We start from the raw sequence: 26,023 nt of genomic DNA on the forward strand, positions 1-26,023 counted from the left end.
TGAAAAAGATATCTTGTCTATTATGTTTTTATCTTTTGCGGATGAATATAATAATAATTTTTAATATCATAGGTATGAATTGTGCGTTTTGTGATTTCATAAGGTTGTGTATAGTTCATTTCTGAAACTTGCATAGAACCATCTTCATTTATTGTTTCTATATATGCAACATGACCGTATTTCCCTTTAGAAGATTGTAATATTGATCCTTTTTTAGGGTTACGGTCAACAATGTATCCATCATCAATTGCTTTTTTATCCCAATGCTTGGCGTCGCTCCAATTATTGTTTATCTTATTTCCATCATTTTTAACACGTTCAAAGACGTAATATGTACACTGCCCCTTTTTATATGTATTGATTTTCATAGGATGATGTGACGTAAAACGACTTTGACCATGTTTCGCATCTTGAATCATAAACTCGTCAATGAGTGCTGCTATTGTCAAGATAACAGTAACAACAAACATGACTATGATTGCTTTTTTCATATCATCACACTTCTTTTATTCTATTAAATCTAAAATAAATACCATCAGGTCCTTTAAGATTTTTATGTGTTGTTTTTGGATAGTGAAAATCTATCATAGCTAAACCATAGGTATGTTCATTATCTACTCGTTTTGTCGCAGATAACCACTGATTAACAGCCAAATGATTATAATACTCGTTTGAAGATAAAAATAGAGAATAATCGTCCATATATGCTGATTCTTCTAGTCCAAAATAATTTAAATAATATGATTTAACATCAGAAATTCGAATGGACTTAATATGTAATGAACCTAATTTAGTTTCATCTGGTATGCCCTGCCATTGAGTATGAGAGACGTTTTGCAGTAATCGAGGTACATTAATTGGAGCAATATCCATTCTAATTCTGCCTTCTTTCTCATCAATCCATGATTCTGTCTCACGATCGACATAAAACTTTATAGCATTGCCCTCTGGATCCTCAATAAATAAACATGTTGCAACACTTTGTTGTCCACCGTTCACTGGTACTTCAAAATCACTTAAATGTACGAGTAAATCAGCTAATGTAGTCAAAGTAGGCAACAATATACCAATATGGAAAAGACCTGCTTCAGACATTAACGGTTCTCGTCCATTCTGTATTTCAATAAAAGTAATAAATTGATTTGAATCGCCAACTTCAAATTGTACAGCAGTTTCAGATTCATTGATAAGATTAAATCCTAAAACATTCTCATAAAATGTTTTAATTGTTTCTTTATCTTTAATATTGATAGTTACACCATTTACAAAATTTGCATTTTTGTTATGAAACATCTTATTTTCCTTTCAATGATTACTTTTCTTTTAAATAATTAAATGATTACTTTTCTTTTAAATAATTAAATGATTACTTTGTTGAAAGTGTATGTTTATCTTTTTAAGCGCAGTAATAAAAAATATATACGTGTTTCTTCTTTTAATCTTTCTCTTTTTTTCACTCACATAATAAAGATAAATGAAAATCTAAATGCTATCTAAATTTAGTAACAACGTTTATTAAAAACATATGCCTATATTTTATTAAAAATTAAATATTTTTGTCCAAGACGTTTGATTATGAATTGTATCTATACAAAAATTTAATACATTTAGATAAAATTATTATATTGATGCTTTTATTATTAAATCCTAATGAATTCAATCAGTAATGTGAATAAATACTATACTACACTATCCAACACTTTGTATTTTATATATTATGACTAAAAATTAAATTGAACTCAAATGATTGATTTATACCTTATTAATATTGTTATCATTTTATACATGAAGATTCAATACAATCACTGTGCTTATAATGAGAAAAATATTCTATGACACAAAAATGTAATGAATATGAATCTACGAAACTTGTTCAATTTTATTAAAAACCAAACATTAAATATAGAAATCTACTTTATCAAATTACCTTTAAAAAGTTAGTGAAATTTCTTTATTTGAAATCTTATAACTTCACAAAAATAAGCCCAAAATGAAATTCATTTTGGGCTTTCTTATTGTATTTAATCAATAATTTAAAATTTATTTTCTTGAAATACACGCTCACATGTAAAAACTTTTTATTATACTAAAGTTTTTACTACTTCTTGACATCGTGGGCATAAATGTTCAAGTTCACCTACTGAACCTAATTCTTCTGTATAGTTCCAACATCTTTCACATTTTTCACCTTCAGCATGTTTAATATGGATATCTCCATATTGATAGGATACACCATCATTTACTTTATCTTTAACTTCAACTTGTGAAACGATGAATAATTGTTGTAAGTCATTAAATTGTTGTAAGAATTCCGCTGTATTAAATGTTTCATTGTTTCCAATAACCACTTTAGCTTCTAATGACTTACCAATTACTTTTTCATTACGTGCTTGTTCTAATGCACGGTTAACATCATCACGTAAATTCATAAATGTATTCCATTTTTCTAACAATTCTTCATCTACATCAACAACTTTAGGCATATCTGAAAGGTGTACACTTTCTTCTTTTACATGAGGCGTATGAGACCAAACTTCTTCAGCTGTATGCACTAAAATTGGTGCTAGTAATTTTGTCATGTCAATAAGTATTTGATATAAAACGGTTTGCATGCTACGACGTTTATGAGAATCTTTTTTCTCAATATAAAGTATATCTTTACCGTAATCTAAATAGAAGTTACTTAGTTCAACATTGATAAAGTTTTGAACTTCTTGATAAATATTCAAATAATCAAAATTCTCATAGTTATTAATCGTACTCGCTGTGAATTCACGTAAACGATTTAACAAATAGCGATCTACTTCAAGTAAATTTGTTTCAGCAATACTATCCGTTTCAGGGTTGAAATCGTTAATATTACCTAACATAAATCTTAAAGTATTTCGAATTTTTCGATATACATCAGACGTTTGTTTAAGAATTTCATCGGAAATACGCACATCAGAAAGGTAATCAGTACTACTTACCCATAAACGTGCAATATCTGCGCCTTTTTGTTTAACAACTTGATCAGGAACTATAACATTACCTAATGACTTACTCATCTTCTTACCTTCACCGTCCATGACAAAGCCATGTGATAACAAGAATTTATACGGCGCTTGACCACGAGTAGCTACAGCAGTTGTAATTGAAGAGTTGAACCAACCGCGATACTGATCACTACCCTCAAAATAGAGGTCTGCTGGGAATGAAAGTTCAGGTCTCGTTTCTAATACACCACGGTGTGATGAACCAGAATCAAACCAAACGTCCATAATATCAGTTTCTTTAGTAAATTCACCGTTAGGGCTTCCAGGATGACTAAATCCTTCAGGAAGTAATTCTTTAGCTTCTTTTTCAAACCAAATATTTGAACCGTATTTTTCAAATAAATCTGCAACATGATTTACTGTCTCTTTAGTCATAATGATGTCGCCATTTTCAGCATAAAATACCGGTAAAGGAACGCCCCATACACGTTGACGAGAAATTACCCATTCGCCACGATCGCGAATCATATTGTAAATTCGTGTTTTACCCCAGTCTACTTTAAAGTTCGTGTCTTCAATTGCATCAAGAATATCCTGTCTTACTTTATTAATGGATGCAAACCATTGTGGTGTAGCTCTAAAGATAACAGGTTTTTTCGTACGCCAATCATGAGGATAACTATGTGTAATAAAGTCAAGTTTAAGTAGTGCGTCTTTTTCTTTTAAAAGATCAGTCACAGCTTTGTTTGCTTTGTCGTAGAACATTCCTTCAAATGGTCCACCTTCTTCAGTGAATACACCTTTATCATTTAAAGGACTAATTACTGGTAAATCATATTTTTGACCTACAATATAGTCATCTTCCCCGTGACCGGGAGCTGTATGGACACATCCCGTACCAGCGTCTGTCGTAACATGTTCACCGTTAATTACTAATGATACACGATCTAGGAATGGATGTTGTGCCTCTATAAATTCCAATTCTTTACCTGTGAATTCTTTCTCTAATTGTATAGAATCTTTATCCCAACCTAATGCTTCTGCGACTTCTTCTGATAATGCTTGGGCAACTATGTATTTATGTCCATCAACATTATACTGACCATATTTTAGCTCTGGATGAACTGTAATTGCCACATTTGATGGAATTGTCCATGGTGTAGTTGTCCAAATAATAAATTGGGCATCAGAATCAACTTTACCTTTACTGTCTTTGACGTCAAAAGCAACGTAAATTGATGCAGAACGTTTGTCATGATATTCTATCTCAGCTTCTGCAAGTGATGATTCACTTGAAGGTGACCAATACACAGGTTTTTTCCCTTTATAAATCAAACCTTTGTCTGCCATTTCTCCAAATAATCTTATTTGTGCGGCTTCGTATTCAGGTGTTAATGTAATGTATGGATTATTAAAATCACCTCGTACACCAAGGCGCTTAAAATCTTTCTTTTGAATGTCAATTTGCTTTAATGCAAATTCTTTACATTTCTCTCTAAATTCTGCAACTGACATTTTTTTGCGATCAACGCCTTTTTTAGTTAAAGCCTGTTCAATTGGTAAACCATGAGTATCCCAACCTGGCACATACGGTGCATAAAAGCCTTGCATTGTTTTATAACGAACAATAAAATCCTTTATGATTTTATTTAATGCATGTCCCATATGTAAATTACCATTAGCATATGGTGGTCCGTCATGCAAAATGAATGATGGATTATTTTTATTTTTTTCTAACGCTTTGCGATATTGCTCATCATTATCCCACATTTCTTGAATTTGTGGTTCTTTATTCGGTAAGCCACCTCTCATAGGAAAATCAGTTTTCGGCATTAATAGGGTATCTTTGTAATTCATTAAATTCACTCCTTGTAATGATAAAAAAGAACTCTAAGTTCAATTAAAAGGGACGGTTAATCCGCGGTACCACCCTACTTAACTCAACTTAGAGTTCTCTTAAGAATATTTATAAAATTGAAAAAGCCAGTGATATAAGAAACAAACAATATGCTAGGCTCACACCAATCCTAACTCGCTGTACTATGTTCACTGTTTCTTACGCGTCTGTCTTTATATCATATCAATAAATTACTATTTAGAAAATGCATTTTTAATAAACAATGAAATTTCTTCGGTATTTTTACATCAAATAGTTAACCTGTGATTCGTTTTTAATTATTTGATGTTGATTGTGATGATTCGTTATTTGCATTTGATTGACTCACAGATTCTGAACTTGATGTAGAAGGCTGATTAGCCGATATTTCTTGATTTTGCTTTTGTTTCATTGCACGTTCTTCAGGTGTCAAATCATTATCATGAAGATGATGAATATCTTCTAATGTCACTTGCTCGGCGTCTAAATCATAATTGAGTAAGTAATCCCAATCTTCACTTTTGAGTAAGTCAAGTTGTGCTTCAACAAGCATACGGAAACGAGAGCGGAAAACTTTAGATTGTCGTTTCATGTCTTCAGTTTGGAAAGCTAGACGACGCGCTTTTTCAATTGCATCATTCACAATACTGTCAGCTTGTACTTGTGCTTTTGATAAAACGGCTTCAGCTTCTTTAGTTGCTGCTTGTTTTGTCTCTTCTCCTACTTTTTGTGCTTGAATAAGTGCATCGCTTACTGATTGGTGAACATCTTTATATGATTTAATATTAGAATCTCTATCTTCAATGACTTTTTCAAGTTGCTTTTTATCTTCTTTTAAACGTTCGATTTCATTACTTAGTTGCTCTAAGTAATTTGCAACTTCTGTAGGTTCTAAACCATTTTTTACTCGTGTAAATTCTTTATTCTTAATCTCACTTGGTGTAAAAGGCATGATAATCCTCCTTGATTGATAGCTATTTAAATAGTGTTTGATAATGAATGTGTAACTTGTTCTTTTTTGTTTTTCCACCTATTTCAACAATTTGAGCTCTACCATAACCTTGGATTGACAATAAATCATTCTGCTCTAATTGAAAATCTGTAGAATCTATTACTGTATGGTTAACTTTGACTCTTTTTTTTATAATTAATTGTTGTGCAATATTTCGAGACTTATGAATCATCTCTTTTAAAACTACATCTAATCTCAAAGCGCTCACAGTTGTACTATGAACTTTCCAATTCTCTTCTGATTGTATCATATCTTCAGTAGGAATAGAATTAAGTTTAACTGAGGCTCCCTTAATACGCGTTAATTCAGATATAATATATGATTCTAATTGTTTTGTCAAAACAAACTGTATATCTTCTCCAACTATAATATCGCCGAGTTGATCTCTTTGTATTCCCAGTGACATGAGTGTTCCAAGAACGTGTTGATGTTGTATTGTTACAAATTTCTTAGGATATTGAAGTTCAAATAAAGTTAATTCAAAGTCCTCAGGCTGTGGCTTAAAATATAATGGTGCGATGATTGCACGTTTTCTTTCTGCATGTGGTCCACCAAAAAATGTAACATGTAAATCTTGATAACTACGCGTAATGACTTCAAGTATATATTGACCTCTCGGATCCAAGAAATGGGTTAGAACTGGAGCATAATTAGCATCAGCCTGCTTACATTTATCGATGAATTGATCGAGAGCATCTTGTTCTTCCTTTCTAAAATGCTGATATATATCGATGGTTATCTACTCCTTTTATGTTGAAAAACTTTTAAAACACTACGACTATAACACTGTCAACAATAAGTCATATGATAAAACGAGGTCAAAGTCTAGCTACTTTGCCTCGTTATGTTAAATATTATAAAATTAGTGCGTGTCACATTTTAAGATAAATATGCAAGAATTAAATTAAATATTTTTACTAAACCACTTTGGAATAAAACTAGAACGAAGATTGCCGCGATAGAAGAAATGTCTATAAAGCCAATAGGAGGAATAATTTTACGGAAAGGTTCTAAGAAAGGTTCATATAACTTTCCTAAAAATTCTCCAAACTTAGACTCTCTTATACTCGGAACCCAAGAAGTAAAGAAATATATAATCATTCCAAAATAATATATTTGAACTAAAAATATAATAAATCGGAAAATTGTACTTAGCAAACCAATATCCATAGTTGAACTCCTTATTCGTAGTGTTGCTCCATATTCTCGATGTGATCAGTTATACTGCCGGCTACTTCAACATTATCAGGTGTGCATAAGAAAATATCAGTACCCACGCGTTGAATATCTCCACCAATTGCGTATACCGTACCACTTAAAAAATCAATAATACGCTTTGCTGATACTTGATCAATGCGTTGTAAATTTACTAAAGTTGCACGTCTGTTTTTTAATTCGTCGGCAATATCTTGAGTATCTGAAAAGACACGTGGTTCAAACAGACACATTTTTGAACTTTCCTGAGCAGCATATGATTGTGATGCTTGGTTCATTGTTACAACGTTTCTAGAATTATTTTTTGAATTATTATTCATACGATAATTCCTTTCTTCAGAAGTTGTATTCGATCTCAAAGTGTTCTTTTGAGGTACAGACTTAATCGCTTGTTGCTTATTGTTAAAAGTTTGTGGTGTCGCTTGATTCTCATTACGATTGTAATCTTCGCGTTCTTGAACACGTTCACGTGATCTAGAAGATTCACGTTCTTCAGGTCCTTCAACTTCCTCTTCTTCTTCAACTACAAAAAAATTATTAAATAAATCCTTTAAAGCCAAGGGGGGCTCACTCCTATTCTCCTACAAGTTTAGTCCCAATTCTGACAAAGGTTGCACCTTCTTCAACTGCCATTTGATAATCATTACTCATTCCCATAGATAATTCTGTACAAGGTGCATGTGCTAAATTGAATTGTTGAATTTCATTTCTTTTATGTCTTAATTCTTTAAATAAATTTCTTATGTACGATAAATCATCAGTCAATGGTGCCATCGTCATTAATCCAATAATTTGGATATTTTCATATTCTTTAATTTGATTTATAAATTGATTCACTTCTTCAAGAGCTATGCCATGTTTAGATTCTTCTCCAGAAACATTTACTTGTAAGAAACATTTTATAACATGATTTGCTCTTTTATTAATCTCCTTAGCTAGACTTAAACGATCTAAAGCATGAAAATAATCGACTTCATTTATAATATCTTTTACTTTCCTTGATTGTAAAGAACCAATGAAATGTAATTTAACATCGCTTGGTAGAGATTCTTTCTTCTCTTTGAATCCATCTAATCGATTTTCACCGAAATGTCTTATTCCTACTTTATACGCTTCTCTAGCTCGCTCTATTGTAACATATTTTGTTACTGCAATCACGTGAGGTTGTGCTGAATGCGCACTTTTTTTAATGCTTGCATCAATTTCCTTTTCAATCTTAGCAAGATTTTCTTTAACATCCATAAATTATTCACCTACTTCATTCACTTTACTTCCGTCCAATAAATGCTAACATACGTCCCGTCTGCCCTTTTTCAACACGATATGAAAAGAATAAATCTAAGTTTTCTGAAGTTGCATATTCCGTAACGTATATGTTTTTTGATGGAACTCCAGCTTCTTCTAGAAGAAGTGCGTTAGCCTTTTTCAAATCAATACCATGTTGATTTTTACCTCTGGTCTCAATATATAAAGTTGAATCAATGGTTAATTCCTCAAACTTATTTTTTATATCATCATTGATTTCATAAGAATTTGAAGTTGCTGGACCAATTACAATCTTTAAGTCTTCATAATCAAAATCCACTTTTTTTAGCATTTCTTTTACTATTTGACCATATGTTCCTCGCCAACCTGCATGTGCTAATCCTATATAGCCATGTGGTTCACTATAAAAATATACAGGTACACAATCCGCATAACACATAGTAAGAAGAATGTGAGAATCAAAAGTATACATTCCATCTATGCCATGTAAATCATCAGTTAGTTCATCAATATTTGTTCCTTTATGTTCACTTGTAACTTCAACGATACGATTATCATGTGTTTGTATAGGAAAAACCCATTCATCTCTTGTATAACCAATAAGATTCGCTAAGATATTTTGATGATGTGTAATATGATGTGCACTGTCACTGATATATCTCGCCATATTAAAACTATGATTAGGATAAGGACTTAACCCATTTTCTCGAGTAGTGAAACCTAACTTAATATCAGTAGGCTCATCAAATTGATAGTCTAAATAATGAGTTTTCTTAATAAATCTCTCTTTCAAAATATTTCACCACCCCTTTATATATACATTCCACTATACACTTAATTTCAAATCGAAATGTTCTAAAAATAATCTAAATATTAAGTAACCAATTATGAAACAATTATATATCATACTTAAATTTATTTAAACTTGTACCAATTACTAACTATCAATGGTTACCTAAATGATGCACATGAGATAATAAATATATAAAGTATTTATATTAACAGTGTTATCGATATATGAATGTCATTTTGAGAATTAGCGTCAAAAATTTATTAAAAGTGTTGTCTTATCTTTCAAAACAAAAAAATTTAGTTAAATATTGATATATAACTAAGTTTTCAGATTACTTAGATACTCCAATACGTTAAAAATGCCTGAGACTATAAAATGTCTCAGGCTATTATAAAATACAGTGATTATATTGACGATTAGCGTCTAGTTCTTCTAGAACGTCTTTCTTCTCTATTTCTAATAAAGCTAGGAATATCATCATCTTTAGTAGTGTGGCTTCTTTCATTTACACTTTCACTTGATTGTGAATGAGAAGTGTGTGCAGAGAATGAATCTTCTTTAGCACTAGCACCAGATTGATGATTAGAACTACTATTTACACTTGAACCAAAACCAGTACTTGTAGCTTTACGACCTTGTGAAGAAGGTTTATCTTCAAAACCAGTTGCGATAACAGTAACTACAATTTCATCTTGAAGCTCTGGGTTAATAACTGTACCAAAAATCATATTCACATCTTCATCTGCAGCATCTTGAACAATATCAGCTGCTTCTTGAGCTTCAAATAAAGACAGTGATTCTCCACCTGTAATGTTCATAAGTACACCTTGAGCACCTACAATTGATGTTTCTAATAATGGAGATGAAATTGCTTTTTTAGCGGCTTCGACTGCTCTGTTTTCACCAGATGACACACCGATACCCATTAACGCAGAACCTTGATTAGACATAATTGTTTTAACGTCTGCAAAGTCTAAGTTCACTTCACCTGATACTGCAATTAAATCTGAAATACCTTGTACACCTTGACGTAATACATTATCCGCTTCTTTAAATGCTTCCATCATTGGCGTAGATTTGTCAACGATATCTAATAAGCGATCATTTGGAATAACAATTAATGTATCCACTGCTGCTTTCATAGATTCTACACCAGCAGCCGCTTGTGTTTGGCGCTTACGACCTTCGAAACCGAATGGACGCGTAACAACACCTACAGTTAAAGCACCCATTTCTTTTGCTATTTTAGCAACAACCGGTGCAGCACCTGTTCCAGTACCGCCACCCATACCAGCAGTTACGAATACCATATCAGCACCTTGGATAGCATCTTCAATTTGTTCTCTTGATTCTTCTGCTGCTTTCTTCCCAATTTCAGGATTAGCACCAGCACCTAATCCACGTGTTAATTTCTCACCAATTTGAATTTTTGATTCAGCTTTTGATAAGTTTAAAGCTTGTCCATCAGTGTTGATGGCAATAAATTCTACATTATTCATACCATGGTCAATCATACGGTTAACGGCGTTATTTCCGCCACCACCTACACCGATAACTTTCAATGTGGCTAAATGATTAAATCCTTGTTCAAATTCTAACATTTAATTTTCCTCCTAGTCTTTATGGCCAATAATCATTCAAATAGAGATTTCATTAATTTTTTAAACTTACTTTCTTCTTTGGCTTTGCCTTCTGTTTGTTGTTCATCTTCTAGATGATTTTCACGGTCTTCATAATACTCTTCACGAGGCGCTTCTGGTGCTACCTCGTCATTTTCTTTTTTGTTTGATTTACGCTTAAACCAATCAAAACCGCTTGATTTTGTTTCAGTATCTTTATCAGTTTCGATAACTTCTTCTTCAAATTCTTCACTATCTTGATAACTAATTGTAACATAATCTAATAACTCGTCAAAAGCGATACTACTAGAAATCGTAGAAATAGCCGAAGAAAATTCTGGTTTTCTGATACCCATTTGTGACGGTGTATGAATTCTCACTTTTTCACTAACCATATCTTGTAGTAATTCTTTTACACCTAGTAAATTTGCAGATCCACCAGTAACTACAAATCCTCCGTTTACTTTTGTAAGTCCTAGCTCTTGTAAAACGTCAAAGACTTCAAAGAATATATCTTCGACTCTTTGTTCAATAAAGTCACTTAAATCTTTTTGAGTATATTGAACATGTTCATCTGAATCAACTTGATCTACTGAAAAGACATCTTGATCTGAAGCAGAGTCATAAAACGCATGACCATATTGATGTTTTACCTTTTCAGCTGTGTCATATGTAGTATTTAGTCCTTGAGCAATATCATCCGTAATGTCTCGACCGGCCATTTCTATAGATTCAGCATCTACAAGTTCTCCTCGTTCATAGAAAGCAACTTGCGTTAAGTCTTCACCGATATCAATAACACAAGCGCCTAATTCCTTCTCCGTTGGTGTGAGAATAAAACCATAATTGTACGCATCAGAATAAACATCTAACACGTCAACACCACATGCCTCAACACATTTAATCATATTGATTAAAATAGATTTTTGGATTGCGATGACACCTGCATCTACTTTTAATGAATGTCTTGCAATTAATTCTTTAGGATCTGAAACTTCATTGTCTTTGTCAACTACAAAACGAATTGGGAATACATTTATCACTTCAGTTTCAGGCACATCATTTTTATCCCGGATACCTTCTAAAACTGATTCAATATGCGTGCCATCAATTTCAGTATCCTCATAAAATTCAATTTCATTTGATTCATCATATACTTCGGTACCGATGATAGGTAGTTTTAAAAATACATCTTTTATATCTACACCAGAGGCAATTGAAGCCTTCTTAATTGTATCTTTAATTGCTTGTCTTGCAATATCAAAATCATCAATTAAACCATTCTTGATACCACTTGTGTAGGTTTGCCCTGTACCTATCACATTAATTCCGTTGTGAAATTTTTCGCCTACTATTGTTTTTACGCTTGATGAACCTATATCTATGCTCACATAGTAATGTTCCTCCATAGATAGGCACCTCCTGACAAATTATACTATTTAAGTACACTATGTTTAGTGTACAATACGTTGAATAGCTTGTGAACTATAAACACATACTATTATCGAAATTTTTTAATTATTTTCTTTAGATTGTTTATTTATTTTATTCAACACATTTTGAAGTTCTTCTTTTGCATCATTTTCTTCTTGTGTTGACTTGGTTACATTTTGTTCTGTACCCGATTGAACAGTTGATGAACCTTGATAAGGAATAAATGACGCTCCAACCGATAAATCAATATAGCCATTTGTCTTAAGTTCGCCAGAGTCATCTCTGCTTAATGATTGTGACATTTGAGGATAATATTGCATTTTGTCTGCAATCGTTGTAATGTCACCAATAACTTGCATATTATCTTTGGTGAAGATCTTTATGCGACTTTGTTTATTTTTAGTTGGTGCGTAACTCACCTCTGCAATTAAGTTTCTCACTTTAGGTGACATTTCTGATAAAGCTTTTATAATTCGTGTTTTTTTGTCTCCTTTGAACCCATCAATGATAGGCCCATCATGTGACACTTCATCTTTGTATTCTGTTAATTCTTTACCATCTTCTATAATTGGCACATATTTATCTTTATTTTTTTCTAAACCGACAATTTGGTACTCAGTCACGTTGACAGTTAACGTGTTTGGTAATTGTTTATGAATATCAACTTCTTTGATTAAAGGATTCTGTTTTAAGTTCCTAATCGCTTTATTTTTACTAAAAGTATACATTCGTGATCGCGAAGTAACGTTAAGTTCTTTCTTTATTTTACTCGTACTTACGTTGTTATTACCTTTAACATTTACATTTGATATTTTACTCAGTGGTGTAAACATATAGAGTAAAATGAGAACAATGATAAGAATGAGTAGTGTGATAATGGTATATTGGATTCTTTTTTGCTTTTTACGTCTTATGGCTCTTTTTTCTTCTAAACTAAGCGGTTTAATTTGAGTTACCTTCTCATTATTATTGAACGATGTAGATGTTTCCTTTTCTTTTTTAGAAGTAAATTTACTTAGTAATTTATGCTTTTTAGAATGACGAGAGGCTTTAGGTTGTTGTTCACTCCGATGATCAAGTAGAAATTCCTCATCGTCTTCAGTACTTTGACGACTTTCATTTGTTTCTTGGACAATACGGTCATTTAATTTATCATTAATATTTTTTTGATTGTCGTTTTCATCATTAACATTATCTTCAATTAAGTCACTTTTTATTTCTTTGTCTTGATTATGCGACTTGTGATTATCTATAAATTTATCCATTGGTTTAGTTTCTAACTGTGATTGTGTAGACGTAGCATCCTTTTCTTTACTTTGGTTATCTATACGACGTCTTCTGCGTTGGCGAGCGTTTTTATTCCGTCTAAAAAGCTCTAAGTCTTCATTTCTTTGACTGTCATTCAAATGAGTTGCATTATCGTCTTTATTCGACATATTCTCCTTATTAGGTTGATTTTTATTCTCTTCCATGAGCATTCACACTCCTTAGTATGATGGCAAGTGCGCTCGGAATCTATCGATAAACTTCTCACCACGTTCTTCAAATGTATGATACTGATCCCAACTTGCACAAGCTGGTGATAATAGAACAACATCATTGGGCTCGACTATATCTTGAATTTTATCAACAGCATCCTCTACATCTGTTGCTTTAATCACATACTTACCTTGACTATTTCCCAATTTAGCAAATTTATCTTGTGTTTCTCCAAAAACAACCATCACACGTACATTTTCCATATAAGGAATAAGTTCATCGAATTCATTACCACGATCTAATCCACCACACAACCAAATAATTGGTTGATCAAAAGAGTTAAGCGCAAATTGAGTAGCTAAAGTATTAGTTGCTTTTGAATCATTATAATATTTATTTGTGCGATTTGTACCAATATACTGAAGTCTATGATCAATACCGGAAAAAGTAACAAGACTATCTACAATAGCTTTGACTGGCACTCCAGCAATGATTGATGCTAGAACAGCTGCTAAAATATTTTCCAGGTTATGTTCTCCCGGTAGCACTAAGTCTTTAGTGTTAATAATGCGAATGCCGTTAAAAACAATGAAACCATCTTTAATGTATATCCCATCAACTTCTTGCTGTGTTGAAAAATAAAATGTTTTCGCTTCTAGATTTTCTGATTCAATTAGGTGCCTTTGATGATAATTACAAATGAGATAATCATCTTTAGTTTGATTTTTATATATTTGCTTTTTAGCATTTTGATAGTTCTCTAACGTTTCATGGTAATCCAAATGTGCAGAATAAATATTAGTAATGATAGCGATATGTGGTTTATATTCCTCAATGCCTAATAATTGAAAAGATGATAATTCTGTTATTAAATACTCATCTGATTTAACTTCTTGTGCAACTTTTGAGGCTACATAACCAATATTCCCAGAAAGTCGTCCAGTCAACACGCTTTTTTGGAACATATCACCGATTAGTGAAGTGACAGTAGTTTTACCGTTAGTTCCAGTAACTGCTATGATTGGTGCCTCAGAAATTAAATAGCTAAGTTCAACCTCTGTTAAGATTTTAAGCCCTCTATTTGTTGCTTCTTTAATAATTGATACAGTATATGGAATACCTGGGTTTTTCACAATGATAGGATCATCATCTAATAAAGAAAAAGGATGACTACCGCTAATTACCTCAATGCCCATAGATTCTAAATCTTTAGCATGTGCATCCTGTGAAAGATCCTTTCCATCATTGACTTTAACGTTAGCCCCTAATTTAAGGAGAAGTTTCGCCGCTTCATATCCACTTTTTGCTAAGCCTACTACTAAAACATTTTTATTTTCTAATTCAGTGTAATTTAGCAATTTAATGCACTCCAATCCATAAACCTATTAATCCTGTAATTAAACCTACCGTCCAAAATACTGTTACTACCTTCCATTCACCCCAACCACTTAATTCGAAGTGGTGATGTATAGGACTCATCTTGAAAATACGTTTCTTCGTTAATTTATATGAGGCTACTTGTAACATTACAGATAATGTCTCAACTACAAACACAAAACCAATTAATATTAATGATAATTCTTGATTCAACATGATTGAAATCGTTGCAAAAATACCACCTAGAGCAAGACTTCCTGTGTCTCCCATGAAAACTTTCGCTGGATTTAAATTGTAAGGTAAGAAACCTAGTAAAGCGAAAATCATTATAATACAAAATATGCCAATAGCCGGTGAATCTAACATGTAACTCATTACAGCATACATTGCAAAACCTATTATTGACAAACCGGTTGCCAATCCATCTAAACCATCAGTTAAGTTTACAGCATTTGAGAAACCAACTTGCCAAAAGACGATAAATATCACGTAAGCAAATGACAACGGAATATCAAAATTCACAAATGGAATATGCAAATCTGTCGTAAAATGCACAAGGTGAAATACATCACTTAGCACAAAGAATATAACTGCAATAATTATTTGTGCTAGAAACTTTTGTTTACTAGTTAATCCTTGGTTATTCTTTTTAACTACAATAATATAGTCATCAATAAATCCAATAAGACCAAAACCGATTGTTACAAATAGTAACAAAATAATTGGATTTGAATGGTCTACAAAGATAATTGCAATGATAGAGGAAATTATAATACTAATTAAAAATGTAAGCCCACCCATAGTAGGAGTACCTGTTTTTTTCATATGGCTTTGAGGCCCTTCCTCACGGATACTTTGTCCAAACTTCATACGTTTCAATGTTGGAATAAGTATAGGGACTAAAATAAATGTTATCAGTAATGCGATGATTGCGTATATAAAGATCATATAAATCTCCTTTTCTTCACTTTCTAATTTTAGCTCTTTTTATTTGTAAATAACCTTTAATATTTTATCAGTTTTTGTTTTATTTTAATATACGACATTATCTATTTATTAAATAAGGTTGGGAACATTTGTGAGCTAATCCCTAAAATGTTAATCCCAACCTGTTGTTGATATCAAGTTCTCTTAAATTAATTATTTCTCTCAGAACCTGATGTTTCATTTGTGCTGTCATCAGAATCATTTTTCGAGTCGGCGTTTGACTTATCATTCTTAGTTGACGAAGATGTATTTGAATGATCCTCATCAGCTTTATCTTTCTTTGATTTGTTATCCGAAGAGTCCTCATCAGTTTTCTCTTGGTCATCATCCGTATCTTCAGCAGATAATGACACTTCTATCTTATCTTTATTTTTAATGATTTGACCTTTTGAGATACTTTGATTCGTGACAAATCCATTACCTTTAGTAGAAACTTTAATTTTCGTTAAATCTTCAAAAGCAAGTACATCTTCCTTTGTCCATCCGGTCATATCCGGCATTGTTAATTCCCCGTCTGTCATTAACATTACTTTACTGTGTGGTAGGACTTTGGTACCTGACTTAACTGATTGTTGTTTAATTTGTTTGCCATTACCAATCGTAATAGGTTTAAGAGATTGAGCATTGACGCTATCCTCTGCTTTTTGAACTTCATCTCCTTGCACGTTAGGCACTTTACTATAGTCAGTTTTTGATGAAGTATCACTAGATTTTCCAACATTTAAATATTTCAGCGTATTCTCCATAATTGGTTTAAATGCTTTGCTCACACCCATTTCATATGCTTCTTGATCATTTTTTTGAGCAAGACTCATACCTGCATAGACAATGACTTTAGGTTTTTTCTTAGGTGCATCCCCAATGAAGCTTACAAAGTAAGGATTTTCACCTTTAACATAACCGCCTCCATTTGAATCAGCTACTTGTGCTGTTCCTGTCTTACCTTCAATATCATAACCTTTTACGCGATAATTCATAGCATGACTCTTCTTACTATTTACTACTTTATCAAGTTCTTCTTCAACTTTATTGGCTGTTTCTTCCGTTACTGGTTTACCGGCAAACTCTTTTTTACCAGAGTAATAATTCTTTTTAGTTATTGGATTATCAATACTACTTACAAACCATGGTTTAAGCATATTCCCTTTATTAAAGAAAGCCGATTGTGCTTGAATCATTTGAGCAGGGGTAACAGTTGTGGATTGACCAAATGCTGACGTTTTTTGTTGTAATTCATTTGCCCAACCAATATTACCTGCAGCTTCTCCATCAAACATACCACCTGTTTTTTTGCCAAATCCAAAGCGTTCATACCAAGATTTCATTTTATCGGCACCAACCAAATCTTGTAAGTGCATCATCAACGTATTTGATGAATAAGTAAAACCTAACGACATAGGTATACGTCCCCAACCAGTTTTATTCCAATCGGAAATTTCAGAGCCCATAATATTTCTATGACCTGATTTATACTTTTCATCCGGTTTGAATTTACCTTCTTGAATTGCTGCAGCTAAGCCGTATGTTTTAAAAGTAGAGCCCGGTTCATATGTATTTTGATATAAATCGTTTGCCCACTTTTTGCCAAAATCTTTACCTGTTTCAGGGTTAAAAGTCGGACGTTGGCTATATGCAAGTATTTCACCAGTTTTTGCGTCCATTACTACTGCAAATAAATCTTTTGGAGCATAGCGTTCAACCATGTCATCAAGAGCTTCTTCCACAAAGACTTGTATATTAGAATCAATTGTTAAGTGTACATCGTCTCCACGTTTAGGTTGCTGCTCTTTCTTCGTATTAGGTGCGATGTAGCCCCATATATCATGTATATATTTAAGTGCACCTCTTGATCCATTTAAATAACTATTGAATATTTTTTCAACACCTAATGCACCATTTAATTCACCAGTATCAGGATCTTTCTGTGCCATCCCTATTAAATGGGAGGCAAAATTACCATTAGGATAAAACCGCTCAGTTTCTGGGTAAAGTGCTATACCAGGTAATTTCATTTTCTCTATTTTTTCTTTTTCTTGATAAGTTAAATTAGTACCTTTCTGACCAAATTCGATTTGAAAGGCTTTCTTATTATTAAGTCGTTTTTCTATTTCGTCAGCGTCCATATCTATGATTTCAGCTAATTTTTTTGCTGTCTTTTTTTTATCAACCACGTGTCGCGGCTTTTTACTTTCTTTACTTGCTTTTTTATCCACAACTGCAACAAGTTTATATCTTTCTACATCTTCTGCTAAAACTTTACCATTACGATCATAAATCTTACCTCGTTCTGGTTGTTGAGAATTTTTGACTAAGTATTTCTCATTTGCTTTCATAATTAAATCTTGACCATTAGAGTGGCCAGTAATCATTACATAAGAAAACCTTAGCACCAATATAAAAAAGAGCAGTCCGAATAAACCAACAAGTAGGACTGCTCCTATTTTATTTTTTTTAATTTTAATTTTTCGCTTCGCCATTATTACGCACTACCTTTACATTGTCGTTCTCTAGGCTCATGCCCTGCTTCTTAGCCTTGTCGTAAATGCGTTCATATGAAGAATTTTTCTTAATTTCAGACTTTAATGCGCTGTTCTCACTAGATTGTTTCTCTATTTTTTGATCTAAATCTGCAATTTTTCCTCGCGTATCGTACGCATCCATTTTTAAAGATAGCATATAAATACTTATTAGAGCAATTACAGTTATTAAAGCTATGTATAAAATTTTTTCAAATCTAGTAAGTTGAACAACAACTTTTCTTTTAACGGTTTGTTTTTCAGGACTCGATTGTGGTTGTCTTTGTGGGATACTGGTTTGTGTCGCTTCATCATAAGGTTGATAAATTTTTTCTACAGCCATTACACTTACTCCTTATTTTAATATTTCTGCTACGCGTAACTTGGCGCTACGTGCTCGATTGTTTTCGTTTAAATCGTCATCAGTAGCGGTAATCGGTTTACGATTTACTCGTTTTAACTTAGGTGTATATGCTTCAGGAATAACGGGTAGACCTCTTGGTACGTCTGGACCTTTCTCAAACTCTTGGAAAATTTGTTTACACAAACGATCTTCCAAAGAGTGGAAAGTAATAACTGAAATTCTACCTCCGACCTTCACACATTCAATGGCTTGCTCAACTGAATCTTCAAAAGCTGATAACTCATCATTCACAGCAATTCGAATAGCTTGGAACACGCGTTTCGCAGGATGTCCCCCTTTTCGTCTTGCTTTCGCTGGTATGCCTTCTTTAATGACATCAACTAGTTCTAAAGTTGTTTCTATAGGTTGTTGTTCTCGATGGGCTTCAATTCTGCGTGCAATCTGTTTAGAAAATTTCTCTTCGCCGTAACGAAAGAAAATCCTAACTAATGCTTCATAAGACCATTGATTAACTACTTCATACGCAGAAAGTGATTGTGTTTGATCCATTCGCATATCTAGTTTCGCATCATTGTGATAACTAAAGCCTCTTTCAGGCACATCCAATTGCGGGCTTGAAACACCTAAGTCATAATAAATACCATCTACTTTTTCAATTTCTAATTCATTTAAAATATTTGTTAATTCTCGAAAGTTGTTATGAACAAAAGTGACTTTGTGCAAATGTTCTTTTAAAACTTCTTTCGCATTTTCTATGGCTGTTAAATCTTGATCAATCGCAATAAGTCTACCTTTATCATTTAATTGATTAAGTAAATAGAGGGCATGTCCTGCTCCACCCAACGTACAGTCAACATACACACCATCTTCTTTAATATTTAAATAATCAATGGTTTCGTTTAACATGACGCTCACATGATGAAACATCTAAATTCCTCCATTTAAAAATCAAAATCTATTAAATCTTCAGCAATGTCTTCGAAACTTTCTTCAGATTCATCATAGAAATCATTCCAAGTTTCTCTGTCCCAAATCTCAATACGATTTGAGACACCAATTACTGTACATTCCTTACTTAAATTGGCATATTTCCTTAAATTTTGCGGAATATTAATACGCCCTTGTTTATCTAATTCTACTTCTACAGCACCTGAGAAGAACATACGCATAAATTTACGCGCGTCTTTTTTTGTCATAGGTAAGGTTTTCATCTTCTCTTCAATTTGCTGCCACTCTTCTAGAGTGTAACCAAATAAACATTTATCAAGGCCTCTTGTGATAATAAAACGTTCATTTAGATCATAACGAAACTTGGACGGTATAATCATACGTCCTTTTGTATCCAATTGATGATCGAATTCTCCCATGAACATTTTTTATCACCTCACCTTATTTATAATTTACCACATCTCCCCACTATCCTCCACTAATTATACAAAAAAGGTGCAAATAATTTGCTCAAACACAAAAAACCCGTTTTATCTTTAAGATAAAACGGGCAAAAATACTGTCATATCAAGGATTTATAATCAAATGATCAAACGAGTAAGAAAGTGGTGGATAGGTGGAGGGACTGAACACATCTATCCCAAAATCATTCATAATTTGAAGTGGATTCCAAACTCTTTCTTGTAGACCACCCATTGGATGGAGTGTTTCACTAATTTCTCTAAACTGTCGCATACTTATATCATTTTCTCTTTCAATATTCAGTAAGTACCGTTTGATTAAATAATCGTACTGATTGAGATGAATTTGATTATTTTTTTCTAAAAGAAGTTGGTTGTCATGGTTATTTTCCACATAGGTGAATAAATTGTTATAAAGTTCTTGTTGCTGAATTTTCATTTCTTCTACTTCATTTATAAAATTATTTGATGCTTTTTCACGAACAAAACGTTGACGTTCCTGTTCTACTCCATTAGCAATGACAGACTCTATCGATAAATTATATTGTTTTAATAACTTTTTAGTTCTAGCATACAAATACGTGATTCTTAATCTTGGCATAACAATAGGCATTTCTACATTTAACGTATCGAAAACACCTTTTAATTCTGCCCAATATTTGATTTCGCTTGGACCTCCGATAAATGCTACTGTGTTAAACAACCATTCCTCTACAACTGGACGAGTAACAACATTATTAGAAATTCTTTCAGGCTCTCTTTCTATAATATCTAATAAATTTTGTTTCGTGTAACGTTTCTCAGTTTTATTCAGTTTAAAATAAGTGCCATCAAAATTTAAAAGCTGTCTCATTCCGTCTTCATGGATAAATAAATGTGTGTTTGTCTCTGTTTGTATCATTGATGGAAGTTGTTGTTGAGTTGTTCGTATCTGAGTTTCACGAAAAGATTGATCGACTTGATTCCTCTTTTCTAATATCTCTTTAAACAACGGTTTCTCCATCTGTCTTAATTCAGGGTATTGAGCATCAATAAGTAAAATCCCATAATCCTTAAACACTTCATGTATCAATCCCTTAAAAATATCAGTCCATGAATCAAATTGATTAATAATATTGACGCACATTTGATAAACATCTTGAGTATGTACAGTTTCCTTCATTTCTTTAAAAAAGTGATTTAATGATGCTTTTAATTCGTTCTTATCAGGAGTATATCTTGAAACATTACTATCTGGTGGTGTCATCGTATGATACTTTACTTTTTTCAAGGTAGTTTCTTTATTATTGAATGCATACGTATGATTCACCTCTTCAAAATCATGGTCCTCACCTGCAATCCAAAACACAGGTACAATAGGAGTATCATATTCCTCAGAAAGTTGACGACTTAAAGTTATAATTGAGAAAATCTTATGAAACGTATACAGTGGACCCCCAAAAAGACCAGCTTGTTGTCCACCAATCACTACTTTTGCACCATCAGCTAAAGCATCTATGTTATTCAGCTGCTGATGTGTTAACTTTAATTCATTCATGTAAGATTTAATCACTCGTGATAAATGAAATTCCCTTCCATTATTAGGTGTTTTTAATCTTCTATAAAAGCTTTCCTTTTTCGCTGCATCATATTCATAAAAAGATGTAATTTGAGATTCACTATTTTTTATTTTATTAATGAACTGATCCTGTTCAGTTAACTTTAACGTATTACACTTCATGTATTTACTCCTTCATTATCACTATTCCTCATATAGTATAAAGATTATATTTCTCATTGACAATTTAACGGCTTATAAATTAATTTATCTAAATTTTTTACAAATCAACTAAGTATGATTATTAAATGAAAAAGCATTTTAAAGAGGGTATAATAAAATAAAGAAACAAAGGGGGATAACGTTATGGGTGAAGTTAAACATTTACAAATCAATTACAAAACAGATGAGCTTTTCGCTGATTTCAGAGAATTTGGTAACAAGAACCTATATATGATTGAGGAGTTAAAGGGACAAATGATTGATGCAAGTTCCGATTCTCCTTTTTATGGAATTTTTGTTGGTAATAAATTAGTTGCGAGAATGGCATTACTTGATAAAGGAGAAGTAGAAGAAACCTATTTCCCTAATAGCAATGACTATATTCTTCTTTGGAAATTAGAAGTATTAGATACGTACCAAAGACGTGGATATGCTAAGCAACTATTAAACTTTGCTAAAGAAAATAAAAAACCAATTAAAGCTATTGCTAGAAATAACTCAAAAGAATTCTTTTTAAAACAGGGTTTTAAAGATGTAGAAACCAAAAATCCTGAGGGGCACGACATCTTAATATGGAATCCATAATGTCGTAACGATAATATATATCAACTAAACTGAGCCAACACTTGTAATGATAAATTCTACAAGTGTTGGCTCAACTTATACTTCTTCAATTGTCTTTATCTCTTCTATTCACTCAACAATGCGAATCATTTCTGATAAATCATTAATGATATAATCCGGTTGAATAGACGTATGGTTTTCTTTTTGTCTAATATTAAACCAACATGTTGATATATTAGCATTTTTACCACCTAAAATGTCAGACGTTAAAGAATCTCCTACAATTAGAGTTTGATTCCTGTTATTCTCTCCGATATGTTCAAACACAAAATCGAAGAACTCTGTCATCGGCTTTTGAAATCCAGCTTGTTCAGATATAAAGACATCTTGAAATATTTCATTAAATTGTGTCTGAGCAATTCGTCGTAGCTGTGTTTCTGTTACACCATTGGTTACTATATAGAGAGAATGATTTAATTTTAATTGTTGTATAACTTCTAATGTATGATCAAATAATTTAACTGGTGCCTTTGCTAATTCAGCTCTAAAGCACTCATCAGCTTCTTTTCCATTTACATGAATTTGATAGTCATTAAAATAATTAATAAATCGTTGTGACAGCACTTCATCTTTAGTCAATTTATTTTGTTGAAATGCTTCCCAATGCGCTTGGTTCACTTTCTTAAAATGTTCGAAATCCTGTTGAGTTGGCTGATGATTGTATTTCTGCGCTAAATTATAAAACGCTTTTTTCTCAGCGTCATAAAAATCCACTAATGTATCGTCGAAATCAAATAATATATTTTTGAATTTCATATTCAAATCTCCTATTTATTAACAATCTTTTTTTACTAAAATAGTAACAAATAAAATGGCACAAAAAAAGACCAGAGCATTCGCTCTGGCCAATAATTAATCGTGTATTAGAAACCGAAGATTTTACCTAATACGCTAACGCCACTTTCTACGATATCAACGATACTAGTTCCTAATTTAGTCCAATCTTGGTCTTGTGCTGCTTTTACTGTATTTGCAATAGCTTCTGCTAATTTTGACATGTTTATCTCTCCCTAATTAATTATTTAAATTTATATTTTAAAAAACTAAGATTAATTAAAATCCGAAGATTTTACCTAATACGCTAACGCCACTTTCTACGATGTCAACGATACTAGTTCCTAATTTAGTCCAATCTTGATCTTGTGCTGCTTTTACTGTATTTGCAATAGCTTCTGCTAATTTTGACATGTTTATCTCTCCCTAATTAATTATTTAAATTTTAAAGTTTTAATTTTTAAATTATTGACCTAATAATTTAGAAATAATACTAACACCATTTTCAACAATACCAGCGATGCCTGAAGCTAATTGAGACCAATCTTGGTTGATTCCTGCATCTACTACACTTCTAATTGCGTCAAATAATTGTTCCATTATTCAAAACTCCTTTAAATAAATTTTATTATTATGCTAGATCGTTGATGATGAACTAATTTCCCAAAAATCGATTCACCATATCAACGCTACTTTCTATGATGTTAACAATACTTGCCCCTAATTGAGTGCCATCGTTAGTGATGGCTGCTTCTAAGATGTCTTTAAAAGCGTTAAATAATTTCATTATTAACACTCCTAAATGAGTTAATAACTCCAAAACGATCGGATACGTTTTGATTCGTTATCTCTATCGTTTTGTTACCTATACTATAAAGTTAATTTGACTCAATTTGTTGCATTTTTCATACTAAGTAATTACGAGTTCCTAACTGTTGCTTTATTTAAGTTTTTTAACAGTTAGGCATGCACAACTGTATTGTGCTCGATTTTATTGATATAAACATATGAGATTTTATATCAAATTAACATTTATGTATAAAAACCTCTATTATAGTGAAAAATATAAATAATTTTTATTAGGTACCTATTGCTAAAAGACATATATTTAGATATAATAATTCTTGTGTTGAAAATGTCCTGGTAGCTCAGCTGGATAGAGCAATGGCCTTCTAAGCCATCGGTCGGGGGTTCGAATCCCTCCCAGGACGCTATAACAAAAAGGAGTCTCATTGAATGAGGCTCCTTTTTTATTTTCTAAAGTACAATAATATAATTCAACAGAGATTAAATCTCACTATTAAGTATCGAAGTGCAAACTGCATAAGGCGTAAACATCACGATAGTTTAACCTAGCCATCAATTACCACATCATTAATAAACCTGAAACATTTTAATGTCCCAGGTTTATTCTTTATATAAAAGTTTTGCTCTTATTATTCCTAACTGTCTAAAATTCAATCTTAACTGTTTCAATGATCTGATTTTCTCTATTTCTAAAATTCAAAATGATGGTATTTTCATCTTCCTTGTATACGAGTTCGGCAAAAGTTTCTTCAATTTGACTACGTGATTGAGAAATACTACCAGGATTAATTACATGGATACCACCTATTTGCTCATATTCTGCAACATGTGTATGTCCATAAAAGGCAAACAAACATCCTAATTCTTTTGCCTTTTCAGCCAGTTTCATTCGTGTTTGGTTTACTTGATAAAGATGTCCATGAGTATAAAAGGCACGGATTCCGTTTTCTTCAGTGATTGCTTCTTCTAAAAACTCTGGATAAAAATCACAATTACCTTTCACACGCTGATACAAACTAAGTTCTGTGTCATTATAACTAAATTCAGAATCCCCTAAATGTAAAAATTTATCTGCATCTTTATGTAGTTCATAAATATGATATAAGATACCTGTTTCTTTGTGATTATCACTAAGAATAATCCACTTAGACATGTTGTTCACCCTCTAAATATTCTTTTAACAGTCGAATAGCATTTCCACGATGACTGATTTTACCCTTTTCATCATTTGTAATTTCCGCCATCGTTTTATTTAATTCTGGGACAAAAAATATTGGATCATAACCAAAACCATTCTTTCCATGTCGTTCAGTTGTTATCACTCCAGAAACTGTTCCTTTAAATGTTTTTGTTTTTTCATTAGGCGCACTCATACTAATCACACAAACAAATTGAGCACGACGGTCTTGAACATCTTCTAAGTTCGTTAACAACTTTTCAATATTATCTTCATCATTCTTACCTAATCCTGCATAGCGAGCTGAATATACGCCTGGTTCTCCATTTAATGCGAACACTTCAAGTCCACTATCATCTGCAATGACACGCTTATTTAATGCATGTGCTGCCGCTTCGGATTTTAACCTAGCGTTTTCTTCAAATGTGGCACCTGTTTCTTCTACATCAAAATCCTCAATTAACTCAGAAATTCCAATAACATGTTGATTTTTAAAAATAGCTTTAAAATCGTTTATCTTACCTTGATTATTAGTTGCAATAACAATATCTTCCATATCA

General features: G+C 32.4%; 27 protein-coding genes and 1 tRNA gene. 2 read left to right on the forward strand and 26 right to left on the reverse strand.

What is annotated here, in order from left to right:
* Window positions 1-20 precede the first annotated feature (20 nt).
* From AC1Q7N_RS01225 to bshC, 19 genes are all read right to left on the reverse strand, one after another.
* Complete coding sequence (locus AC1Q7N_RS01225; protein ID WP_021298726.1) at window positions 21-491, reverse strand: CHAP domain-containing protein; 471 nt, start codon at window positions 489-491, stop codon at window positions 21-23.
* Between the two features lie 4 nt (window positions 492-495).
* Window positions 496-1,293, reverse strand: a complete 798-nt coding sequence (locus tag AC1Q7N_RS01230) for a VOC family protein (protein ID WP_001830106.1) — start codon at window positions 1,291-1,293, stop codon at window positions 496-498.
* Window positions 1,294-2,081: 788 nt separating this feature from the next.
* A complete protein-coding gene (gene ileS / locus AC1Q7N_RS01235) occupies window positions 2,082-4,832 on the reverse strand; it encodes an isoleucine--tRNA ligase (RefSeq protein WP_002469567.1) in 2,751 nt (916 codons plus the stop codon).
* A gap of 314 nt (window positions 4,833-5,146) precedes the next feature.
* A complete protein-coding gene (locus AC1Q7N_RS01240; RefSeq protein WP_001830163.1) occupies window positions 5,147-5,803 on the reverse strand; it encodes a DivIVA domain-containing protein in 657 nt (218 codons plus the stop codon).
* Window positions 5,804-5,825: 22 nt separating this feature from the next.
* Entirely contained in the window at window positions 5,826-6,602 is a 777-nt protein-coding gene (locus AC1Q7N_RS01245) for a YlmH family RNA-binding protein (protein WP_032604113.1), read from the reverse strand.
* Window positions 6,603-6,742: 140 nt separating this feature from the next.
* Entirely contained in the window at window positions 6,743-7,033 is a 291-nt protein-coding gene (locus AC1Q7N_RS01250) for a YggT family protein (protein ID WP_001830086.1), read from the reverse strand.
* A gap of 11 nt (window positions 7,034-7,044) precedes the next feature.
* The gene (locus tag AC1Q7N_RS01255; RefSeq protein WP_001830143.1) at window positions 7,045-7,638 is read right to left on the reverse strand and encodes a cell division protein SepF; all 594 of its coding nucleotides are present in this window, start codon (window positions 7,636-7,638) and stop codon (window positions 7,045-7,047) included.
* A gap of 13 nt (window positions 7,639-7,651) precedes the next feature.
* On the reverse strand, window positions 7,652-8,320 hold the full coding sequence (locus AC1Q7N_RS01260) for a YggS family pyridoxal phosphate-dependent enzyme (protein ID WP_001830146.1): 669 nt from the start codon (window positions 8,318-8,320) through the stop codon (window positions 7,652-7,654).
* A 25-nt stretch (window positions 8,321-8,345) separates the two neighbouring features.
* Window positions 8,346-9,137: a peptidoglycan editing factor PgeF gene (pgeF, locus tag AC1Q7N_RS01265; protein WP_002456593.1), complete on the reverse strand. Its 792-nt coding sequence runs from the start codon at window positions 9,135-9,137 to the stop codon at window positions 8,346-8,348.
* 416 nt (window positions 9,138-9,553) lie between these two features.
* Entirely contained in the window at window positions 9,554-10,738 is a 1,185-nt protein-coding gene (gene ftsZ, locus AC1Q7N_RS01270; protein WP_001830170.1) for a cell division protein FtsZ, read from the reverse strand.
* 32 nt (window positions 10,739-10,770) lie between these two features.
* Window positions 10,771-12,165, reverse strand: a complete 1,395-nt coding sequence (gene ftsA / locus AC1Q7N_RS01275; protein WP_002489413.1) for a cell division protein FtsA — start codon at window positions 12,163-12,165, stop codon at window positions 10,771-10,773.
* A 105-nt stretch (window positions 12,166-12,270) separates the two neighbouring features.
* Window positions 12,271-13,662: a cell division protein FtsQ/DivIB gene (locus tag AC1Q7N_RS01280; protein WP_002470268.1), complete on the reverse strand. Its 1,392-nt coding sequence runs from the start codon at window positions 13,660-13,662 to the stop codon at window positions 12,271-12,273.
* 15 nt (window positions 13,663-13,677) lie between these two features.
* A complete protein-coding gene (murD, locus tag AC1Q7N_RS01285) occupies window positions 13,678-15,027 on the reverse strand; it encodes a UDP-N-acetylmuramoyl-L-alanine--D-glutamate ligase (RefSeq protein ID WP_001830127.1) in 1,350 nt (449 codons plus the stop codon).
* 1 nt (window position 15,028) lies between these two features.
* Window positions 15,029-15,994, reverse strand: coding sequence for a phospho-N-acetylmuramoyl-pentapeptide-transferase (mraY, locus tag AC1Q7N_RS01290; protein WP_001830122.1), 966 nt, complete (start codon window positions 15,992-15,994; stop codon window positions 15,029-15,031).
* Between the two features lie 188 nt (window positions 15,995-16,182).
* On the reverse strand, window positions 16,183-18,510 hold the full coding sequence (locus AC1Q7N_RS01295) for a penicillin-binding protein (protein WP_002439409.1): 2,328 nt from the start codon (window positions 18,508-18,510) through the stop codon (window positions 16,183-16,185).
* Window positions 18,491-18,892, reverse strand: coding sequence for a cell division protein FtsL (gene ftsL / locus AC1Q7N_RS01300; RefSeq protein WP_002446224.1), 402 nt, complete (start codon window positions 18,890-18,892; stop codon window positions 18,491-18,493). Before ftsL ends, AC1Q7N_RS01295 begins: the two co-directional genes overlap by 20 nt.
* Before the next feature lie 12 nt (window positions 18,893-18,904).
* Complete coding sequence (gene rsmH, locus AC1Q7N_RS01305) at window positions 18,905-19,840, reverse strand: 16S rRNA (cytosine(1402)-N(4))-methyltransferase RsmH (RefSeq protein WP_001830134.1); 936 nt, start codon at window positions 19,838-19,840, stop codon at window positions 18,905-18,907.
* Window positions 19,841-19,854: 14 nt separating this feature from the next.
* Window positions 19,855-20,286: a division/cell wall cluster transcriptional repressor MraZ gene (mraZ, locus tag AC1Q7N_RS01310; protein ID WP_001830185.1), complete on the reverse strand. Its 432-nt coding sequence runs from the start codon at window positions 20,284-20,286 to the stop codon at window positions 19,855-19,857.
* A 142-nt stretch (window positions 20,287-20,428) separates the two neighbouring features.
* Entirely contained in the window at window positions 20,429-22,042 is a 1,614-nt protein-coding gene (gene bshC / locus AC1Q7N_RS01315; protein ID WP_002439402.1) for a bacillithiol biosynthesis cysteine-adding enzyme BshC, read from the reverse strand.
* Window positions 22,043-22,225: 183 nt separating this feature from the next.
* Here bshC and AC1Q7N_RS01320 point away from each other — a divergent pair, with 183 nt between their 5' ends.
* Window positions 22,226-22,666: an N-acetyltransferase gene (locus AC1Q7N_RS01320; RefSeq protein ID WP_001830066.1), complete on the forward strand. Its 441-nt coding sequence runs from the start codon at window positions 22,226-22,228 to the stop codon at window positions 22,664-22,666.
* Between the two features lie 108 nt (window positions 22,667-22,774).
* Here AC1Q7N_RS01320 and AC1Q7N_RS01325 read toward each other — a convergent pair whose 3' ends face one another.
* The 5 genes from AC1Q7N_RS01325 to AC1Q7N_RS01345 all read right to left on the reverse strand — a co-directional run bounded on the left by AC1Q7N_RS01325 (window position 22,775) and on the right by AC1Q7N_RS01345 (window position 24,266).
* On the reverse strand, window positions 22,775-23,461 hold the full coding sequence (locus AC1Q7N_RS01325) for a YjjG family noncanonical pyrimidine nucleotidase (protein WP_001830150.1): 687 nt from the start codon (window positions 23,459-23,461) through the stop codon (window positions 22,775-22,777).
* 107 nt (window positions 23,462-23,568) lie between these two features.
* Window positions 23,569-23,703 carry a beta-class phenol-soluble modulin gene (locus tag AC1Q7N_RS01330; protein WP_001830095.1) on the reverse strand — a complete coding sequence of 45 codons (135 nt, stop codon included), beginning with the start codon at window positions 23,701-23,703 and terminating at the stop codon, window positions 23,569-23,571.
* Between the two features lie 55 nt (window positions 23,704-23,758).
* Entirely contained in the window at window positions 23,759-23,893 is a 135-nt protein-coding gene (locus AC1Q7N_RS01335) for a beta-class phenol-soluble modulin (RefSeq protein ID WP_001830095.1), read from the reverse strand.
* 51 nt (window positions 23,894-23,944) lie between these two features.
* Window positions 23,945-24,079: a beta-class phenol-soluble modulin gene (locus AC1Q7N_RS01340; protein WP_001830190.1), complete on the reverse strand. Its 135-nt coding sequence runs from the start codon at window positions 24,077-24,079 to the stop codon at window positions 23,945-23,947.
* Between the two features lie 55 nt (window positions 24,080-24,134).
* Window positions 24,135-24,266, reverse strand: coding sequence for a beta-class phenol-soluble modulin (locus AC1Q7N_RS01345; RefSeq protein ID WP_001830076.1), 132 nt, complete (start codon window positions 24,264-24,266; stop codon window positions 24,135-24,137).
* Between the two features lie 350 nt (window positions 24,267-24,616).
* Between AC1Q7N_RS01345 and AC1Q7N_RS01350 the strand changes: the two genes are divergently transcribed.
* Window positions 24,617-24,690: transfer RNA gene (locus AC1Q7N_RS01350), tRNA-Arg, on the forward strand.
* A 239-nt stretch (window positions 24,691-24,929) separates the two neighbouring features.
* Here AC1Q7N_RS01350 and AC1Q7N_RS01355 read toward each other — a convergent pair.
* Both AC1Q7N_RS01355 and AC1Q7N_RS01360 read right to left on the reverse strand, forming a co-directional pair.
* Window positions 24,930-25,439, reverse strand: coding sequence for a YfcE family phosphodiesterase (locus AC1Q7N_RS01355; protein ID WP_049387560.1), 510 nt, complete (start codon window positions 25,437-25,439; stop codon window positions 24,930-24,932).
* Window positions 25,432-26,019: an XTP/dITP diphosphatase gene (locus AC1Q7N_RS01360; protein ID WP_001830169.1), complete on the reverse strand. Its 588-nt coding sequence runs from the start codon at window positions 26,017-26,019 to the stop codon at window positions 25,432-25,434. The genes AC1Q7N_RS01355 and AC1Q7N_RS01360 overlap by 8 nt, the downstream gene beginning before the upstream one ends.
* Between the last annotated feature and the right edge of the window lie 4 nt (window positions 26,020-26,023).

Source organism: Staphylococcus sp. GW823-FHT05F06, assembly GCF_058795495.1.

Coding starts and splice junctions, on each gene's coding strand:
- AC1Q7N_RS01225 (WP_021298726.1), bottom strand. CDS start 491: ATGAAAAAAGCAATCATAGTCATGTTTGTTGTTACTGTTATCTTGACA.
- AC1Q7N_RS01230 (WP_001830106.1), bottom strand. CDS start 1,293: ATGTTTCATAACAAAAATGCAAATTTTGTAAATGGTGTAACTATCAAT.
- ileS (WP_002469567.1), bottom strand. CDS start 4,832: ATGAATTACAAAGATACCCTATTAATGCCGAAAACTGATTTTCCTATG.
- AC1Q7N_RS01240 (WP_001830163.1), bottom strand. CDS start 5,803: ATGCCTTTTACACCAAGTGAGATTAAGAATAAAGAATTTACACGAGTA.
- AC1Q7N_RS01250 (WP_001830086.1), bottom strand. CDS start 7,033: ATGGATATTGGTTTGCTAAGTACAATTTTCCGATTTATTATATTTTTA.
- AC1Q7N_RS01260 (WP_001830146.1), bottom strand. CDS start 8,320: ATGGATGTTAAAGAAAATCTTGCTAAGATTGAAAAGGAAATTGATGCA.
- ftsZ (WP_001830170.1), bottom strand. CDS start 10,738: ATGTTAGAATTTGAACAAGGATTTAATCATTTAGCCACATTGAAAGTT.
- ftsA (WP_002489413.1), bottom strand. CDS start 12,165: ATGGAGGAACATTACTATGTGAGCATAGATATAGGTTCATCAAGCGTA.
- AC1Q7N_RS01280 (WP_002470268.1), bottom strand. CDS start 13,662: ATGGAAGAGAATAAAAATCAACCTAATAAGGAGAATATGTCGAATAAA.
- mraY (WP_001830122.1), bottom strand. CDS start 15,994: ATGATCTTTATATACGCAATCATCGCATTACTGATAACATTTATTTTA.
- AC1Q7N_RS01295 (WP_002439409.1), bottom strand. CDS start 18,510: ATGGCGAAGCGAAAAATTAAAATTAAAAAAAATAAAATAGGAGCAGTC.
- ftsL (WP_002446224.1), bottom strand. CDS start 18,892: ATGGCTGTAGAAAAAATTTATCAACCTTATGATGAAGCGACACAAACC.
- rsmH (WP_001830134.1), bottom strand. CDS start 19,840: ATGTTTCATCATGTGAGCGTCATGTTAAACGAAACCATTGATTATTTA.
- mraZ (WP_001830185.1), bottom strand. CDS start 20,286: ATGTTCATGGGAGAATTCGATCATCAATTGGATACAAAAGGACGTATG.
- bshC (WP_002439402.1), bottom strand. CDS start 22,042: ATGAAGTGTAATACGTTAAAGTTAACTGAACAGGATCAGTTCATTAAT.
- AC1Q7N_RS01320 (WP_001830066.1), top strand. CDS start 22,226: ATGGGTGAAGTTAAACATTTACAAATCAATTACAAAACAGATGAGCTT.
- AC1Q7N_RS01325 (WP_001830150.1), bottom strand. CDS start 23,461: ATGAAATTCAAAAATATATTATTTGATTTCGACGATACATTAGTGGAT.
- AC1Q7N_RS01330 (WP_001830095.1), bottom strand. CDS start 23,703: ATGTCAAAATTAGCAGAAGCTATTGCAAATACAGTAAAAGCAGCACAA.
- AC1Q7N_RS01335 (WP_001830095.1), bottom strand. CDS start 23,893: ATGTCAAAATTAGCAGAAGCTATTGCAAATACAGTAAAAGCAGCACAA.
- AC1Q7N_RS01340 (WP_001830190.1), bottom strand. CDS start 24,079: ATGGAACAATTATTTGACGCAATTAGAAGTGTAGTAGATGCAGGAATC.
- AC1Q7N_RS01345 (WP_001830076.1), bottom strand. CDS start 24,266: ATGAAATTATTTAACGCTTTTAAAGACATCTTAGAAGCAGCCATCACT.
- AC1Q7N_RS01355 (WP_049387560.1), bottom strand. CDS start 25,439: ATGTCTAAGTGGATTATTCTTAGTGATAATCACAAAGAAACAGGTATC.
- AC1Q7N_RS01360 (WP_001830169.1), bottom strand. CDS start 26,019: ATGGAAGATATTGTTATTGCAACTAATAATCAAGGTAAGATAAACGAT.